Source organism: Pseudomonadota bacterium, assembly GCA_038533575.1.
Classification (GTDB): Bacteria; Pseudomonadota; Alphaproteobacteria; order Rhodobacterales; family Rhodobacteraceae; genus Shimia_B.
The window spans coordinates 1,739,578-1,754,310 of sequence record JBCAYL010000001.1 but is presented as its reverse complement, the minus strand read 5'-3'; the positions used below and the strand labels follow the sequence as shown (position 1 = coordinate 1,754,310).

Below are 14,733 nucleotides of genomic sequence, written 5' to 3'. Positions count from 1 at the left end.
GCAAGCAAATTGTCGGCGTTATAGGGATGGGCACGGGCGGCGCAAGGCGCTTTCGCCCGGCTTTTCACGGGCGCGGAGTGGCTTTGCTGCGCGCGCACACTACCCTTGCGTGCACGGGAGCGGCGCTCCCGGCTCAAACGCCCGGTCCGCACCACTTTGGGAGATGCTTCATGCCCCACACCGCGCTTTTTCTCGGCTCTATCGGAGTTCTGTCGGAAACCTCTGATTTGCAACGGCAAGCCTTCAACCGGGCCTTTGCCGAGGCCGGGCTCGACTGGGTGCTGACGCCGGAGCACTACGCCGACCTGCTGCTTCAGCAGGGCGGGCGGGCGCGGATCGCCCGGGTGGCGGAGGCCAAGGGCGCGCGCGATGACGTGGATATCGATGCGCTCTACGCCGCCAAGCAGGCGCAATTCCAGGCGCTGCTCAACGATCATGGCACGCCCGCGCGCCCCGGTGTGCGCGAGCTCCTGGCCGCCGCGGGCCAGCGCGGCATGCTGCGGGCCTTCGTGACTTCCACGAGCGGGATCCAGGTCCAGACGGTGCTCATGGGGCTGCGCGGCGCGGTGCGGTCCTCGGATTTCGACTATATCGGCGAGCGCCGCTTCATCGAGAACCCGAAGCCCGCGCCCGACATCTACCAGCACGCCATGGAGACGCTGGGCGTCGATCCCGGCGATGTGCTTTGCATCGAGGACACGCCCGAGAGCGCCGAGGCCGCGCAGGCGGCGGGTCTCACGGTCATCGGCTTCCCCGGCGCGCCGGCGCGCACGCGGCGCTTCCCGGACGGGGTGGCGACGGTGGAGTTCCTGAGCCCCTCGCTCCTCGATCTCGAACCGGTGCGCATCGCGGCCGAATAACCGACCGCGCGGGGCGCGCTGCGTCCCGCTCGCCTCTCTTCGACGGAAAGCGCGCGCGCAGGGCCAATTCGCCCTGCGCCGGGTTGACTTCGCGGCCCCTGTCCAGTGTATCGGCGCGACGTTTTCCCGAGGAGAGACCCCCCATGCACGCCTATCGCAGCCATACCTGTGCCGACCTTCGCGGCTCTGATGTGGGCACCGAGATCCGGCTTTCGGGCTGGGTCAACCGGCGGCGCGACCATGGCGGAGTGATCTTCATCGACCTGCGCGACCATTACGGGGTGACGCAGGTGCTCTGCGATCCCGACAGCCCGGTCTTTGCCGAGGTGGAGAAGCTGCGCGCGGAATGGTGCATCCGGATCGACGGGACGGTGAAGGCCCGCGATCCGGAGCTCGTGAACCCGAAGCTGCCCACCGGCGAGGTGGAGGTCTTCATTCGTGACTTGGAAGTCCTCGGCGGGATCGAGGGCGAGCTGCCTTTGCAGGTCTTCGGGGATCAGGAATACCCGGAAGAGACGCGGTTGCGGTACCGCTACCTCGATCTGCGCCGCGAGCAGATGCAGAAGAACATGGTGCTGCGCTCGGACGTGGTGACCTCGATCCGCAAGCGCATGTGGGATATCGGCTTCCGCGAGTACCAGACGCCGATCATAACGGCCTCCTCGCCCGAGGGCGCGCGGGACTTCCTCGTGCCGTCGCGGCTTCATCCGGGCAAGTTCTACGCGCTGCCGCAGGCCCCGCAGCAATTCAAGCAGCTCATCATGGTGTCGGGCTTCGACAAGTACTTCCAGATCGCGCCGTGCTTTCGCGACGAGGACCCGCGCGCCGATCGCTCGCCCACCGACTTCTACCAGCTCGACATGGAGATGAGCTTTGTCGAGCAGCAAGACGTCTTTGACACGGTCTCGCCCGTTATCGCGGGCGTCTTCGAGGAGTTCGGCGGCGGTCGCAAGGTCGATGCGCCGGAGACGTGGGAGCAAATCAGCTACCGCGACGCAGCGCTCTGGTACGGCACCGACAAGCCCGACTTGCGCAACCCGATCAAAATGCAGGTCGTGTCCGAGCACTTCGCGGGCTCGGGCTTCGCCATCTTTGCCAAGCTCCTGGAGCAGGACGGCACCCAGATCCGCGCCATCCCGGCGCCCGGCGGCGGCTCCCGCAAGTTTTGCGACCGCATGAACGCCTTCGCCCAGAAGGAAGGGCTGCCGGGGATGGGCTACATCTTCTGGCGTGACCAGGGGGAAGGGATGGAGGCCGCGGGGCCGCTGGCGAAGAACATCGGCCCCGAGCGAACAGAGGCCATCCGCCAGCAGCTCGGCCTCGGCGTGGGCGATGCGGCGTTCTTCCTCGGCGGCAAGCCTGCGAGCTTCGAGCGGGTCGCAGGCAAGGCGCGCACCGTCATCGGCGATGAGCTGGGCCTCACGGATCAGGACCGTTTCGCCTTCGCGTGGATCGTCGATTTCCCGATCTACGAGCGCGACGAGGAAACCGGCGCGCTCGATTTCGAGCACAACCCCTTCTCCATGCCTCAAGGCGGGATGGACGCGCTGAATGGCGACCCGCTGGAGGTCAAAGGCTTCCAGTACGACCTCGCCTGCAACGGCTACGAGCTCGTCTCCGGCGCGATCCGGAACCACAAGCCCGAGATCATGTTCAAGGCCTTCGAGCTGGCGGGCTACGGTCCCGAGGAAGTGAAGAAGCGCTTCGGAGGCATGGTCAACGCGTTCCAATACGGCGCGCCGCCCCATGGCGGCTGCGCGGCGGGCATCGACCGGATCGTGATGCTGCTGGCCGACCAGGAGAATATCCGCGAGGTCATCATGTTCCCGATGAACCAGCGCGCCGAAGATCTGATGATGGATGCGCCGTCCGATCCCACGAACGAGCAGCTCCGCGAGCTCTCGCTGCGCGTGGTGGAGCCGGACTAGCGCCGAGCCCTCAGAGGGCGGAGCGCGTCACCCCGGGCCGCTCAGCCTGGGCGGTGTCGGCAGATGTGGCGGGGCCGGAGACGACGCTGCCGACGATCGCCACCGCGAGCATGAGCGCGCCCACCGACAGCACGGCCCAATCCACCGCGCGTGACACGCGGGCATTGCTGAGCCGGATCGAGATATTGGCGAGCATGGCGCACCCCTGCAAGAAACGTCCCAGCGCTAGCCCCGGATTGTGGCGGCTTTGTGGGATGGCGGGGGAATAAAGGTGCCCGCCTTGCGCGGTGCGCGACGCCCGAAGACCAGCTCAAGACGGTCGCCAAAGCACTGACCGGCGACCGCCCGCGCCCAGCCATTGCCTACGCGAAGGCCAAAGCTCAGACCGCCACGCGCGCGCCCATCCGCTGGGAGAGCATCCCTTCGAGCCGGGCCGCGATCTGCGCGCTGTCCGGCGCGGCCGAAAGCCGCTGCGCGAGGATCTCGAGTTCGCTGTCTCCCACCTGCCGCGCCACGCCCGCGAGGAACTGCCCCACATAGCCCGCCTCCCCGGCAGAGAGCGCATCGAGCGCGTGATCGAGATCGTCGTAATAGGCGATGGTGTCCGCGGTGACGGGATCATCGTTCATCGCGCGCGGGCCCCGCGGCTGCGCCTCGGGCGGCAGATGCGCGAGCACGGCGGCCTGGAAGGCCCCGATCGAGGCCACGGGCTTGGCGAGGAAGGCATCGGCCCCCGCGGCGATCGCGGCCTCGGACTGGCTGTCATCGCCGGACGTGGCCAGCAGCACCGGCACCCGTGGTACGGCGCGCGCCACCTCTTCGATCAGCTCGGCGCCGGAGCCGTCCGGCAGGCCGATATCCACGATCACGACGCTGGGGCGGTAGACGCTCAGGTGCCGGCGCGCGGCGCTGAGGCTGTCGGCCCGTCGGATCCGCGCCCCCGACCGCAGGCAGACAAGCCGGATCGCCTCGCAGGCAAAGCGGCTGTCTTCCACGGCGAGCACGGTCTGCCCGAGAAGCGGGCGCAGCGCCGTGGGCTCCTGCGCTTTCATGTAGCGGTCCATCTCTTCCATCTGTTCCTCCGTCGCACAGCCGCCTATGACCGACATGTTTCGGCCAAGAGGCCTAACGGCGCCTTAACGACGGTGCTCATCGCGGAAGAAAGGAAATGAAAGACATGATCGGACGCCTCAACCACGTGGCCATCGCCGTCCCGGATCTCGCGGCCGCCGCGGCGCAGTACCGCACGATGCTCGGCGCCCAGGTCGGCGCGCCGCAGGACGAGCCGGATCACGGTGTCACGGTGGTCTTCATCGAGCTGCCCAACACCAAGATCGAGCTGCTTTACCCGCTGGGCGAGGGCTCCCCGATCCAGGGCTTCCTCGACAAGAACCCGTCCGGCGGCATTCACCATGTCTGCTACGAGGTCGAAGACATCCTCGCCGCCCGCGACCACCTGAAGGCCGAAGGGGCCCGCGTGCTCGGCGACGGGGAGCCCAAGATCGGCGCCCACGGCAAACCCGTCCTCTTCCTCCACCCCAAGGACTTCCAGGGCACGCTCGTCGAACTCGAACAGGTCTGACCACCGGGTCGCATTGCCTGTCTTCTTTGTGCCCCGTACCTCCCCCGGAGGGCCGCCGGAGGCATCCCGCCCTCGCACCACGTGAAAGGACCGCCGCTCATGGGCATCACATCCGCCATCGTGCTCTACGCCGTCATCTGGTTCCTGACGCTGCTCTGCGTGCTGCCGATCCGGCTCGAAACGCAAGGCGACGTGGGCGAGATCGTCCCCGGCACCCATGCCGGAAGCCCCACGAACCCGCAGCTCAAGAAGCGCTTCCTGATCACGACGGGCGTGGCCTTCGTGCTCTGGGCGATCATCGCGGGCATCATCGTCTCCGGCATCATCACCATCGAGGACATCGACTGGTTCAACCGCATGTCGACGCCCGATCTCTGAGGCCGGGATCTCGGCTGCAGGCCCCCAGGGCCTAGCGGGCGAGGCGGTGGTAGATGTGGGTGAAGGTGGCCGCGCCGAGGATGGGGATCACGAGGTTCACCAGCGGGAAGGTGAGCGGCAGCGCCATGAGGCAGCCCGCCACCCAGACCGTGCCGGCATGTTCGCGCCGGAGTGCCTGTGCGCCCGCGCGGCCCAGGTGCCGCATGGCGGCCACGGTGAAGTATTCCCGGCCCAAGAGGTAGCCGTTGAGCGCGATGAACATGAAGGGCGCGCCGGGCGGGAAGAGCGCGTAGGCGATGAGGGCGGCGAGGTTGAGCCCGATGAGGACCCCGAGGAAGCTCAACGTGTCGCGCACCCCGTCCCAGAACGGCGTGCGGGGCGGGATTCCCATCTCGGGGTAGTGCTTCTCCTCCACCGCGATGGCCACCTCGTCGAGAAACATGGAGGTGATGGCCGAAGCCACGGGGATCATCAAGAAGACCGAGACGACGAGCATCACGAGGAGCGAGCCCCAGCTCAGGAGATCGCCGACCCAGGTCACCTCGCCCACGAGGGGGAGCGTCACCGGCCCGCCCACGAGCCACTGGATGAGCCCGAGGAGGAGCGCGTAGGCGCCCACGAAGAGCGCCGCCGTGAGCCCGATCCCGCGCCAGAGGACCCCGCGAAAGCGCGGGTCGCCGATCTGGTTGAGCGATTTGACGAAGGCGTCGAGGATCATCGCGAGATCCAGGTGGTCTTGGCGGAGAGATCCGGGCGGGGGCGTTCGGGCGGAGTCTCCGCGCAGCGCCCGATATGGATGATGCCCGCCACGCGCTCGTGAGCTTCTGCGCCGAAGGCCTCGGCGGCGAAATCGGGGTCATGGGAGAGCGCGCCCGAGAGCCAGACCGCGCCCCAGCCACCGGCGAGGGCCGCATTGACGAGGGAAAGGCAGACCGCCCCGGCGGAGTAGGTCTGCTCCACGGCGGGGATCTTCTCGCTTTCCTTCGGGCTCTCCAGGACGACGACAGCGAAGGGGCTGTCGGCGTATTGGCTCGCGGCGAGCGAGGGGGCGCCGATGCGCTCGATATGGGGCGGGGCGGCCTCGGCGATGCGGCGCAGGGCCTTTTCCTCGAGCACGACGAAGCGCCACGGCTCGAGCTTGCCGTGGTCGGGCACCCGGGAGGCGATGCGCAACAGCACGTCGAGCTCGCGCTTTTTCGGGGCCGGGCCCGAGAGCATGCGCAGCGAGCGCGAGCGGCGGGTCAGCATGAAGGTCTGGGCGGGGGAGAGCTCTGACATGGGGCGGGTCTCTTCCTGTGGGGCCCCGGTGCGGGGGCGGCGTCGGGTCTGGCGCGCGCTGGGCTTGCTTTGGGCCAGAGGTAAGCGCGCGAACGGCGATTGGAAAGGCTCAGGCGGTCCCGTGGTGGCGGGCGAGGTCGCCGATCCAGTCGGAGGCGAAGGCCGCGAAGCGGGGGCCGGGCTGGCGCGCGGCGAAGGTCTCGGCGAACGGGTCCTGCGCGGTCGGCGCGGCGGGCTCCAGCACCTCGAGCACGGCATGGCCGCAAAACGGCACGTAGACCTCCGAATACCCGCCCTCGTGAACGAGGACGAGGCGTCCCTCGCAATGGGTGTCGGCCAGGGCGCGGGCCATCTCGGTGAGCGCGCGGAAGGTCTCGGCGGTGGCCAGCATCCGCGAGAGCGGGTCGATGGCGGCGGCATCGTAGCCGTTGGCGATGATGAGGATGTCGGGGCGGAAGCCGTCGATGGCCGGGATCACGATGCGCTCCATGGCCTCGAGATAGCTGGCATGGCCCGCGCCAGGCGGCAGGGGAATGTTGATATTGGCGCGGGCATCGGTGTCGGCGTTGCCGGTGTCGAGCGGGTAGTTCCGCTCCTGGTGAAGCGAGATGGTTAGCGTCGCGTCGTCATCCGCATAGATCGCCTCGGTCCCGTTGCCGTGATGGACATCCCAGTCGAGGATCGCGGCGCGGAGGCCGGGCTGCGTCGCGCGCGCCGCCTCGAGCGCGATGGCGATATTGGCCAGGAGGCAAAATCCGTTGGGAAAATCCGGCAGGCAGTGATGCCCCGGCGGGCGCGAGAGCGCGTAGGCGCGCCGCACGCGCCCGGCCATGACGTCGGCCACGGCCTGCTTGGCGAGCCCCGCCGAGAGCGCGGCCTGCTCGAAACCGCCCGCGCCGAAGGGCGTGCGCAGCCCGAGCTCGCCGCCGCCCGCCGCAGAGGCGGCCCGGAATGCCTCGAGATAGGAGGCCGGGTGAATGCGGCGCAGGTCCTCCTCGGTGGCCGCCTCCGCGGTTGAGAGGCGGAGTGCGGCGCTCATGCCGGTCACATCCATGAGATTCTTCAGCCGCCGCTTCGTCTCCGGGTTCTCCGGCAGGCCCCCGGCGGCGAGGGGCTGCACGAGGCCGCCCACGGGCATCGTGAACGCGTAATTGCCGCCCGAGAACCAGAAGCAGCGCTCGTCCCAGTAAAAGCCGGTCTCGCTCACCCGTCGCGCCGCCACATCCCCTCGGGCGAGTCGAGGGCGGCCGCGAGATCGCGCACCTGCGCGAGCGAGAGCGTGATCTTCTGCACCCGCTCAGTGCGTGGATCGAGCTGCTCGATCGTCACGCAATCCTCGAAGGCCTGCAGCGTCACGTCTTCCTTCAGGTGGCTGCTGCCCTCGTCCACGAGGGTGACCACGGTGGCGTCGAAATCATGCTCTACAGTGTACATGGAGCGAGATTACCGGCCACCTGCGGCACCGCAAGCGGGAATGCGCCGCTCACATTGCCGTGGCCGCGGCGCTGGGGGCTGGCCCTTTCGAACGGCGCCCTTATTCTACGGCCATGCAAGGATTTTTCATTCGCCTGTCCGCCCTTCTGGGCCTCGCGGCGCTCGCGGCCTGCGACGCGCCGCAACCCATCGTGTCGGCGCCACCGCCCGCGCAGGTCGCGGCGGCCAGCACGGGGTCGCTGCCGGAGATCAGGCAGGGGCCGGTGCAGCCGCAGAACGTGGCGAGCTTCCGCCAGATCGTGCGCCAGATGGAGCCCGTGCTCGAGCGGGAATGCCGCACCCGCGCGCCGCGGCTCAACTGCGACTTCGCGATCCAGCTCTACGGGGACCCGCGCCTGCCGCCCAACGCGTTCCAGACGCTCGACGATAACGGGCGCCCGGTCCTCGGCTTCACCGAGACGCTGGTGCGGGACGTGCGTAATGCCGATGAGCTGGCCTTCGTGCTGGGCCACGAGGCAGCGCACCACATCGCAGGCCACATCGAGCGTACACAGGCCAACGCCACGCTGGGCGCGGCCTCCTTTGGCGTGCTCGCCGCCGCGCTGGGGCGCGACGCGGGCTCCGTGCGGCAGGCCCAGCAGCTTGGCGCGGCGGTGGCGGCGCGGAGCTATTCGAAGAGTTTCGAGCTCGAGGCGGACCGTCTCGGCACGATCCTGACGGCGCGGGCAGGCTACGATCCGCTCGTGGGGGCCGCGTATTTCACGCGCATCCCTGATCCCGGCAACCGGTTCCTGGGGACGCATCCGCCCAATGCGGAGCGGATCCAAGCGGTGCGGCGCGCGGCAGCGGGGCTCTGAAGGGGGGCACACCGGCGCGTGCTGCGCCCTGACAGTCTGTGAATTTCCGCGAGACCAGACCGGCCCACGCGGGCGGTCTAGATGCCGCGCGCCACCAGCGCGAGCACGATGGCCGCGAAGAAGAGCGCCGAGCCCGCCAGCACGAAGCAGTGCCAGATCGCGACGTTGAAGGGCAGCGCATCCCAGTGATTGAAGGGCGATCCCACCGTGTAGACGATGCCGCCGATCACCATGAGCCAGAGCGCCGTGGGCGGCAGCGTCTGCATCAGCGGCCAGATGAGCACGATGCTCGCCCAACCGAGGGCGACGTAGAGCAGGGTGGAGGCGACGCCGGGCTTCAATAGCTCGGTCATCTTGCCCACCGCGCCGACGAGGGCCACGGCCCAGACGGCGGCGAGCACGATGTAGCCAAAGAGATTGCCGAGGAGCACCACGGGCACCGTGTAGGTCCCGGCGATCTTGAGATAGATCACCGCGTGGTCGATCCGCTGGAGAAGGGGCCGCGCGCTGACCCAGGGCGTCATGTGATAGAGCGCCGACGCCACGAAGCACGCCGTCGCCACGCTGCCATAGATGCTCACGGCCGCCACATCAAGGCCGCTTTGCGTCTTGGCGGCGTAGACGATCAAGAGCGCCGTGGCCGTGATCGACGCAGCAATGCCCAGGATATGGACAGCGCCATCGGCGACCCGTTCCGGCAGAGAATACATATACGCCATGAGGTTAAGGTAACACGGGATCCGTTAACGTCCCGTGGAATGATGTCACAATACCGTTTCCACGGCAGTCTTTTGGGGGGCTTGCGCTAGGCGCGGCGGGCCTTGCGGCGCAGGTGCCAGCGGTAGATGACCGGGGCGAGCACGTAGTCGTAAGCGAAGGACGCCACCTGCTTGATGCCGGGCAGGGCCACGAGCCGGGCGAGCCAGCGATAGCGCGGCATCTCGTTCCACAGCACGATGAAGGCGGGAATGCCGCTCAGAAGGGCGCCGTCATGCTCCACGTAGAGCCGGCGCGCGGCGGTGTCCTCGTCGATCCCCCAAGCGGCCCGGGCGGGGCCATTGAGATCGTCGAACTGGATCGGCAGGCCCGCCTTGCGGGCATACTCGGCGTAGTGGTTGATCTCGAAAGAGCATACCGGGCACTGGTCGTTGAAGAGCACTTTGGTCATGCCCGTGACATATGCCGGACGACGCGCCGAACCACCGGTCAGCGCGTCGCAGGCCTGTGCCTAGCGGCCCGCGCCCAGCACGAGGGCGGCGGGGCGTTCGCAGCGGCGCTCGGCGAAAAGGTTGGCATCCTTTCGGCTCAGCGCCTCGACGGCGGCGGCACGGCGGGCACGGGCGATCTGGGTCATGGTCTGCATAGTCTGTCTCCTTGGGTGTTCTGGATGGGATAGCGGGCGCGTTACGGACGCGCGCGACGGCGCTCGATGAAGAGATTGTTCTGCGTGCGGGTCAGCGCCTCGACGGCGGCGGCGCGGCGGGCGCGGGCGATCTGGGAATAATCATGCATGGGTGTGTCTCCGTGTTGGCTTTCGTGGCGATCAGGCGGCGGCGCATAGCGGGTTACGGCCGAGCTCCTGGGCGAAAAGCGTCTCCATCTCCTGGCGCGTGAGCACGGCACGGGCGCGCTTTTCAGTGGTGCCGACGCCGGTGGCGGGCTGGGTTTTCTTCGGGGCGAACCAGGGGCTAAGGGGCATGGTGGTATCCTTTCCGTTTGGCTTTGGTCTGTTGTTACGGTCCTCAAGACGACGCCATTTCCGGATAAGTTTCACCCGCCCCGAAAATTTTTCGAAAAAAGTTTCCCGCCCCGGTGGGGCCCGCGCCAGCGCATAAAATTTGATGCAAAAACAGCATCCTGACAAAACCCTTCCCGTGGCAAAGAGCGGTCACAATTGCTTCCCATGTTAAGGGTCGAGTGAGAATTTCAGGTGATGAAAGCCCCATGAGCAAGGTTGATCCAGAGGAGTTAGCACGCCTCATCGCGACGGTGTCGCTGGGCGATCGCCGCGCGTTTTCCGATCTCTACGATCTGGCCTCGCCTCAGGTCTTCGGCGTGGCGATGCGCATGATGAAGGACCGCGCGGCGGCCGAGGACGTGTTGCAGGAGGCGTTCATGAAGATCTGGCGCCATGCCGGGCAGTTCAGCGCCGGGGGCATGCACCCGATGTCGTGGATGCTGACGATCGCGCGCAACACCGCCATCGACAAGCTGCGCCGCGTGCGACAGGCCGAAGACCTCGCCGACTGGGATGACCGGCTCTCCGACAATGGCCCCACCCCCGAGCAGGCGGTGCTGGCCAACGCGGAGCGGGAGCGGATCTTCCTGTGCATGGGCGAGCTGAAGAGCGAGCGCGCGAAGGCGGTCCAATGGGCCTATCTCGACGGCTTCAGCTACGCCGAACTCGCCGAAAAGCTCGACGTCCCCCTCAACACCGTGCGCACGTGGCTGCGCCGGTCCCTCATTTCCCTGCAGGAGTGCATGGCCCGATGACCACCCAGACCGCCGAACCCGACTGGAACCTCCTTTCAGCAGAATACGTGCTGCGCCTCCTGCCTGAGCGGGAGGAGCGGGCCTTCGAGGCCGCGCTCGCCAAGACGCCGCGCCTCCACCGGCTGGTGGCGCACTGGATCGAGCAGTTCGAAGGGCTCGACACGGCCTTCGGCAGCGAGAAGCCCCGGGGCCGTGCGAAAAAGGAACTCTTCGACCGGCTCTTCGGCGAAGCGCCGCAGGGCGCGCGGGCAGGGGCCTCCGCTGGCGCAGCCTCCGGCGGATTTGGCAAGTTCGTGAAGGGCCTCTTTGGCGGGGGCAACAGCGCTGGCTTCGCGGCGGGCGCCGCCGTGGCCGTGGCTGGCTTCGTCGTCGTCAATGTCATGACCGGGCCCGCCGAGCGCGCAGTGCCTGACGCGCCTGTTCTGGCAGAGGCTCCAGTTGCCCCGGCATCGCCGGCGGTAAGCTTCGTGGCCGAAATCGCCGCGGAGGATGAGAGCCTCCGCATCCTCGCCGCCTATTCGCCTGCCACGGGACAGGTGCAACTCACGCGGACCGCGGGCGCGGCGCGCGAAGGGCGCGCGCTGGAGCTCTGGGCCATCGCCGGGGAGGCCGCACCCGTCTCGCTCGGCGTGCTGCCCACCGACGCCTTGGCCACCGTGGCGCTCCCTGAGGCGCTGCGGGAGATCGAAGGACTCATCCTCGCGGTCTCTGACGAGCCGCCGGGCGGATCCACCACCGGCGCGCCCACGGGCGATGTGCTCGCGCTCGGCCAGACGGTCGGCATCTGAGCGCAGGCGTCACACCACACCCGATAGAGAAATGCCCGGGGCCTTGCGGCACCGGGCATTTTTCTTGGGATAGTCCGTTTTGAAGCGCTGCGGGGCCTTAAGAACTCTTTGAGCCCCCCCCCGCGCGGTGCCTAGCGGCGGCGGTCCCGGCGCGAGGACATGGGCTGGAACGCCACGCCCACATGGGCCTCGCAATAGGGCTTGCCCTGCTGGACAGGCAGCCCGCAGAACCAGAAATCCTCCGTCGCCGGGTCGCCCACGGGCCATTTGCAGGTCCGTTCGGTGAGCTCCATGAGCGAGATCTTCTTGGAGGTCTTTTCCACCTCGTTGACCTTGGCGAGCGCCTCGGGGCTGATCTCGTTGGCCGAAGGCTGCGGCGGCAGCGGCTGGCCTGCCGGAATGATCTTGCGTGCGGCGGGCGAGAGCGCGCGCTCGGGCGCCGCGCTTTCGGTCTTGGGCTCGGGCTTCGCTTCCGCGGCCACGGCCTCTTTCTCGGGAGCCTTGGCGGATTTCTTCTCAGGGGCGGGTTTCGCCGCCGCCGAGGTCGCGCCTGCGCGGTTCGAAAGGCCCAAGCGATGCACCTTGCCGATGACAGCATTGCGCGTCACGCCGCCGAGTTCCTTGGCGATGACGGAGGCGGATTGGCCTTCGCCCCACATTTTCTTCAGGATTTCAACGCGTTCGTCAGTCCAGGACATGCTCTGCCTCGATCTTTGCTGTGCGCCTCGCGCGCTTCGGGCACGCGGGACGCTGGTTGACGGCGGGCCGATCCCGGCCCATCTCGCCCGTTCGAGCATCACTGTATATGCCCATGCCGGGCGAAGAACAACGGGGCGCGTCAATCTATGACGGAAACGAATTACGCATCGCGCGATCACGGGCGCGGCGGGGACATGGGCACGCGGCGCTTTGGCCGGGTCAACTGGATGGGCCTCTACACGCTCTGCGAGCGGGAGTGCCGCCGCTTCCTCGCGATCCCGACGCAGACGATCCTCGCGCCGCTCGTGACGGCGGGCCTTTTCCTGCTCATTTTCTCCATCGCGTTCGGCGATGCGCGGGGCGAGGTGATGGGCCAGCCCTTCCTCGTCTTTCTCGCGCCGGGCCTCATGGCGATGAGCGTGATCCAGAATGCGTTCGCCAACACCTCGTCCTCGCTCATCTCTGCCAAGGTCATGGGCAACATCGTCGACACGCTCATGCCGCCGCTCTCCGGCGGGGAGCTCACGGTGGGCTTTCTCGTGGGCGGGATCGGGCGCGGGCTTCTCATCGCGGTGGTGCTCATGGCCGCGCTCTGGCTTGTGCTCGGCATCGGCGTGGCGCATCCCATCGCAATGCTGGGCTTCATCGTGCTGGGCTCGGCCTTCATGGGCGCGCTGGGGCTTCTCGCAGCCATGCAGGCCCAGAAATTCGACCAGATGGCCGCGCTCACGAATTTCGTCGTCACGCCGCTCGCGTTCCTGTCGGGCACGTTCTACTCGGTGACGGCGCTGCCGCCCGCGCTCGAGGCGATCACGCGCGTGAACCCGATTTTTTACGCCATCGACGGCATGCGCTGGTCGGTGCTGGGCGTCTCCGACAGCCCGCCCGTGCTGGCGATCACGGTGCTCGGTGCTTCGACATTCGCGCTCTGCATGCTCACGTGGTGGGGCTTTCGGACGGGCTACCGCCTCAAGCCGTGACGGGCGGTGCACGGCGCGCACCCTATGGACAGCGCGCGGCTAGTCTTTTTCACGGCAAGGGCGGACCGGTCTCAAATCGCTTTACACCGCGTCAAGCGCCCGCTACCTCCGCGCCATGGCACTGATCCGCACCACGCTCCGACGTCGCTGACCCCGTTTCGCGGGGGGCGCCCGCGTGCCATCTCAAAGCCGCCCACACATCCCAAACCCATTGACACTGCGCCCTTGCCTCTGCACGCAAGGGCTTTCATCGAAGAGGCCGTCCCATGATCCCCTCGATCCTGCCGACATATAACCGCGCAAAGCTGAACTTCGTGAAGGGCGAGGGCAGCTGGCTCATCGAGGCGGACGGGCGACGCTTCCTCGATCTCGGCGCAGGCATCGCGGTCAACGCGCTGGGCCATGCCGCGCCGGAGCTTGTCGAGGCCTTGACCGAGCAGGCGGGCCAGCTCTGGCACACGTCCAATCTCTACGGCATCCCGCAGCAAGAGCGCCTCGCCGATCTCCTCGTGGAGCACACTTTCGCCGATACCTGCTTTTTCACGAATTCGGGCACGGAGAGCTGCGAGCTCGCCGTGAAGATGGCGCGGAAGTACCATTTCGAGAAGGGCCACCCGGAGAAGGTCGATATCATCTGCTTCGAGGGAAGCTTTCACGGACGCTCTTCTGCAGCTATCGCCGCGGCGGGCTCGGAGAAGATGACGCGCGGCTTCGGCCCGCTCCTGCCGGGCTTCGTCCATCTCGCGTTCGGCGATCACGACGCCATCGCGCCCGCCATCACGGAGCGGACGGCTGCCATCATGGTGGAGCCCGTACAGGGGGAGGGCGGCATCCGTCCGCTGCCCGATGCCTGCCTCAAGGGTCTGCGCGATCTCTGCGACAGCCACGACATCCTCCTCATCCTCGACGAGGTACAGTGCGGCGTGGGCCGGACGGGCAAGCTCTTCGCCCATGAATGGGCGGGCATCGCGCCTGACATCATGATGGTGGCCAAGGGCATCGGCGGGGGCTTCCCGCTGGGCGCGGTGCTCGCGACCGAGGAGGCCGCGCGCGGCATGACCGCGGGTACCCATGGGAGCACGTATGGCGGCAACCCGCTCGGCTGCGCGGTGGGCGCGCGGGTGATGGAGATCGTGACGGATGCGGGCTTCCTCGCCGACGTGAACCGCAAGGCGGGCCGTCTCCGGCAGGGGCTCGAGGCGCTCGTGGCCTCCCACCCGGAGGTCTTCGACCACGTCCGCGGGCAGGGGCTCATGCTCGGGCTCGTCTGCCGCGCGCCCAACACGGAAGTCGTCTCCGCCGCCATGGCCGAGGAACTCCTCACCGTGGGCGCGGCCGACAACACCGTGCGCCTCCTGCCCGCGCTCAACATCCCCGACGCCGATATCGACGAGGCGCTGCGCCGCCTCGATCAAGCCGCGGCCTCGCTCACGCCCTGACTTCATTTTTCCTGACA

General features: G+C 67.8%; 20 protein-coding genes. 9 read left to right on the top strand and 11 right to left on the bottom strand.

Features of this window, described 5'->3' with window-relative positions; genetic code table 11:
* Nucleotides 1-170: 170 nt before the first annotated feature.
* Nucleotides 171-860, top strand: coding sequence for an HAD-IA family hydrolase (locus AAFM92_08930; GenBank protein MEL7300491.1), 690 nt, complete (start codon nucleotides 171-173; stop codon nucleotides 858-860).
* Between the two features lie 143 nt (nucleotides 861-1,003).
* A complete protein-coding gene (gene aspS / locus AAFM92_08925; GenBank protein MEL7300490.1) occupies nucleotides 1,004-2,788 on the top strand; it encodes an aspartate--tRNA ligase in 1,785 nt (594 codons plus the stop codon).
* 10 nt (nucleotides 2,789-2,798) lie between these two features.
* Here the strand turns inward: aspS and AAFM92_08920 are convergent, their stop codons facing one another.
* Both AAFM92_08920 and AAFM92_08915 read right to left on the bottom strand, forming a co-directional pair.
* Nucleotides 2,799-2,984, bottom strand: coding sequence for a hypothetical protein (locus AAFM92_08920; GenBank protein ID MEL7300489.1), 186 nt, complete (start codon nucleotides 2,982-2,984; stop codon nucleotides 2,799-2,801).
* A 184-nt stretch (nucleotides 2,985-3,168) separates the two neighbouring features.
* Nucleotides 3,169-3,861, bottom strand: a complete 693-nt coding sequence (locus tag AAFM92_08915) for a response regulator (protein MEL7300488.1) — start codon at nucleotides 3,859-3,861, stop codon at nucleotides 3,169-3,171.
* A 104-nt stretch (nucleotides 3,862-3,965) separates the two neighbouring features.
* Between AAFM92_08915 and mce the strand changes: the two genes are divergently transcribed.
* Together mce and AAFM92_08905 are read left to right on the top strand one after the other, a co-directional pair.
* Nucleotides 3,966-4,370 carry a methylmalonyl-CoA epimerase gene (gene mce, locus AAFM92_08910; protein MEL7300487.1) on the top strand — a complete coding sequence of 135 codons (405 nt, stop codon included), beginning with the start codon at nucleotides 3,966-3,968 and terminating at the stop codon, nucleotides 4,368-4,370.
* Between the two features lie 99 nt (nucleotides 4,371-4,469).
* Complete coding sequence (locus AAFM92_08905; GenBank protein ID MEL7300486.1) at nucleotides 4,470-4,748, top strand: DUF1467 family protein; 279 nt, start codon at nucleotides 4,470-4,472, stop codon at nucleotides 4,746-4,748.
* A 31-nt stretch (nucleotides 4,749-4,779) separates the two neighbouring features.
* Here the strand turns inward: AAFM92_08905 and AAFM92_08900 are convergent, their stop codons facing one another.
* From AAFM92_08900 to AAFM92_08885, 4 genes are all read right to left on the bottom strand, one after another.
* A complete protein-coding gene (locus tag AAFM92_08900; GenBank protein MEL7300485.1) occupies nucleotides 4,780-5,466 on the bottom strand; it encodes an EI24 domain-containing protein in 687 nt (228 codons plus the stop codon).
* A complete protein-coding gene (locus tag AAFM92_08895) occupies nucleotides 5,463-6,026 on the bottom strand; it encodes a nitroreductase family protein (GenBank protein ID MEL7300484.1) in 564 nt (187 codons plus the stop codon). Before AAFM92_08895 ends, AAFM92_08900 begins: the two co-directional genes overlap by 4 nt.
* A gap of 109 nt (nucleotides 6,027-6,135) precedes the next feature.
* On the bottom strand, nucleotides 6,136-7,233 hold the full coding sequence (locus AAFM92_08890; GenBank protein MEL7300483.1) for a class II histone deacetylase: 1,098 nt from the start codon (nucleotides 7,231-7,233) through the stop codon (nucleotides 6,136-6,138).
* A complete protein-coding gene (locus AAFM92_08885; GenBank protein MEL7300482.1) occupies nucleotides 7,230-7,460 on the bottom strand; it encodes a hypothetical protein in 231 nt (76 codons plus the stop codon). Before AAFM92_08885 ends, AAFM92_08890 begins: the two co-directional genes overlap by 4 nt.
* A 113-nt stretch (nucleotides 7,461-7,573) precedes the next feature.
* On the opposite strand from AAFM92_08885, the gene AAFM92_08880 reads away from it, so the two are divergent.
* Nucleotides 7,574-8,317, top strand: a complete 744-nt coding sequence (locus tag AAFM92_08880; GenBank protein MEL7300481.1) for a M48 family metalloprotease — start codon at nucleotides 7,574-7,576, stop codon at nucleotides 8,315-8,317.
* Nucleotides 8,318-8,394: 77 nt separating this feature from the next.
* On the opposite strand, the gene AAFM92_08875 is transcribed toward AAFM92_08880, so the two are convergent.
* The 4 genes from AAFM92_08875 to AAFM92_08860 form a co-directional block, all read right to left on the bottom strand.
* A complete protein-coding gene (locus AAFM92_08875; GenBank protein MEL7300480.1) occupies nucleotides 8,395-9,027 on the bottom strand; it encodes a hemolysin III family protein in 633 nt (210 codons plus the stop codon).
* A gap of 95 nt (nucleotides 9,028-9,122) precedes the next feature.
* Nucleotides 9,123-9,485, bottom strand: a complete 363-nt coding sequence (locus tag AAFM92_08870) for a DUF393 domain-containing protein (GenBank protein ID MEL7300479.1) — start codon at nucleotides 9,483-9,485, stop codon at nucleotides 9,123-9,125.
* A gap of 60 nt (nucleotides 9,486-9,545) precedes the next feature.
* Complete coding sequence (locus AAFM92_08865) at nucleotides 9,546-9,680, bottom strand: hypothetical protein (protein MEL7300478.1); 135 nt, start codon at nucleotides 9,678-9,680, stop codon at nucleotides 9,546-9,548.
* Nucleotides 9,681-9,860: 180 nt separating this feature from the next.
* Nucleotides 9,861-10,016, bottom strand: coding sequence for a hypothetical protein (locus tag AAFM92_08860; GenBank protein MEL7300477.1), 156 nt, complete (start codon nucleotides 10,014-10,016; stop codon nucleotides 9,861-9,863).
* A gap of 245 nt (nucleotides 10,017-10,261) precedes the next feature.
* On the opposite strand from AAFM92_08860, the gene AAFM92_08855 reads away from it, so the two are divergent.
* A complete protein-coding gene (locus AAFM92_08855; GenBank protein ID MEL7300476.1) occupies nucleotides 10,262-10,810 on the top strand; it encodes a sigma-70 family RNA polymerase sigma factor in 549 nt (182 codons plus the stop codon).
* Nucleotides 10,807-11,598 (top strand): anti-sigma factor, encoded by a 792-nt coding sequence (locus AAFM92_08850; protein MEL7300475.1) that lies wholly within the window; start codon nucleotides 10,807-10,809, stop codon nucleotides 11,596-11,598. The genes AAFM92_08855 and AAFM92_08850 overlap by 4 nt, the downstream gene beginning before the upstream one ends.
* A gap of 131 nt (nucleotides 11,599-11,729) precedes the next feature.
* On the opposite strand, the gene AAFM92_08845 is transcribed toward AAFM92_08850, so the two are convergent.
* Nucleotides 11,730-12,296 carry a GcrA family cell cycle regulator gene (locus tag AAFM92_08845; protein MEL7300474.1) on the bottom strand — a complete coding sequence of 189 codons (567 nt, stop codon included), beginning with the start codon at nucleotides 12,294-12,296 and terminating at the stop codon, nucleotides 11,730-11,732.
* A gap of 147 nt (nucleotides 12,297-12,443) precedes the next feature.
* Between AAFM92_08845 and AAFM92_08840 the strand changes: the two genes are divergently transcribed.
* The gene (locus AAFM92_08840) at nucleotides 12,444-13,277 is read left to right on the top strand and encodes an ABC transporter permease (protein ID MEL7300473.1); all 834 of its coding nucleotides are present in this window, start codon (nucleotides 12,444-12,446) and stop codon (nucleotides 13,275-13,277) included.
* A gap of 266 nt (nucleotides 13,278-13,543) precedes the next feature.
* Nucleotides 13,544-14,716: an aspartate aminotransferase family protein gene (locus tag AAFM92_08835; protein ID MEL7300472.1), complete on the top strand. Its 1,173-nt coding sequence runs from the start codon at nucleotides 13,544-13,546 to the stop codon at nucleotides 14,714-14,716.
* The last annotated feature ends 17 nt before the right edge of the window (nucleotides 14,717-14,733 follow it).

Coding starts and splice junctions, on each gene's coding strand:
- AAFM92_08930 (MEL7300491.1), top strand. CDS start 171: ATGCCCCACACCGCGCTTTTTCTCGGCTCTATCGGAGTTCTGTCGGAA.
- aspS (MEL7300490.1), top strand. CDS start 1,004: ATGCACGCCTATCGCAGCCATACCTGTGCCGACCTTCGCGGCTCTGAT.
- AAFM92_08920 (MEL7300489.1), bottom strand. CDS start 2,984: ATGCTCGCCAATATCTCGATCCGGCTCAGCAATGCCCGCGTGTCACGC.
- AAFM92_08915 (MEL7300488.1), bottom strand. CDS start 3,861: ATGGAAGAGATGGACCGCTACATGAAAGCGCAGGAGCCCACGGCGCTG.
- mce (MEL7300487.1), top strand. CDS start 3,966: ATGATCGGACGCCTCAACCACGTGGCCATCGCCGTCCCGGATCTCGCG.
- AAFM92_08905 (MEL7300486.1), top strand. CDS start 4,470: ATGGGCATCACATCCGCCATCGTGCTCTACGCCGTCATCTGGTTCCTG.
- AAFM92_08900 (MEL7300485.1), bottom strand. CDS start 5,466: ATGATCCTCGACGCCTTCGTCAAATCGCTCAACCAGATCGGCGACCCG.
- AAFM92_08895 (MEL7300484.1), bottom strand. CDS start 6,026: ATGTCAGAGCTCTCCCCCGCCCAGACCTTCATGCTGACCCGCCGCTCG.
- AAFM92_08885 (MEL7300482.1), bottom strand. CDS start 7,460: ATGTACACTGTAGAGCATGATTTCGACGCCACCGTGGTCACCCTCGTG.
- AAFM92_08880 (MEL7300481.1), top strand. CDS start 7,574: ATGCAAGGATTTTTCATTCGCCTGTCCGCCCTTCTGGGCCTCGCGGCG.
- AAFM92_08875 (MEL7300480.1), bottom strand. CDS start 9,027: ATGTATTCTCTGCCGGAACGGGTCGCCGATGGCGCTGTCCATATCCTG.
- AAFM92_08870 (MEL7300479.1), bottom strand. CDS start 9,485: ATGACCAAAGTGCTCTTCAACGACCAGTGCCCGGTATGCTCTTTCGAG.
- AAFM92_08865 (MEL7300478.1), bottom strand. CDS start 9,680: ATGCAGACCATGACCCAGATCGCCCGTGCCCGCCGTGCCGCCGCCGTC.
- AAFM92_08860 (MEL7300477.1), bottom strand. CDS start 10,016: ATGCCCCTTAGCCCCTGGTTCGCCCCGAAGAAAACCCAGCCCGCCACC.
- AAFM92_08855 (MEL7300476.1), top strand. CDS start 10,262: ATGAGCAAGGTTGATCCAGAGGAGTTAGCACGCCTCATCGCGACGGTG.
- AAFM92_08850 (MEL7300475.1), top strand. CDS start 10,807: ATGACCACCCAGACCGCCGAACCCGACTGGAACCTCCTTTCAGCAGAA.
- AAFM92_08845 (MEL7300474.1), bottom strand. CDS start 12,296: ATGTCCTGGACTGACGAACGCGTTGAAATCCTGAAGAAAATGTGGGGC.
- AAFM92_08840 (MEL7300473.1), top strand. CDS start 12,444: ATGACGGAAACGAATTACGCATCGCGCGATCACGGGCGCGGCGGGGAC.
- AAFM92_08835 (MEL7300472.1), top strand. CDS start 13,544: ATGATCCCCTCGATCCTGCCGACATATAACCGCGCAAAGCTGAACTTC.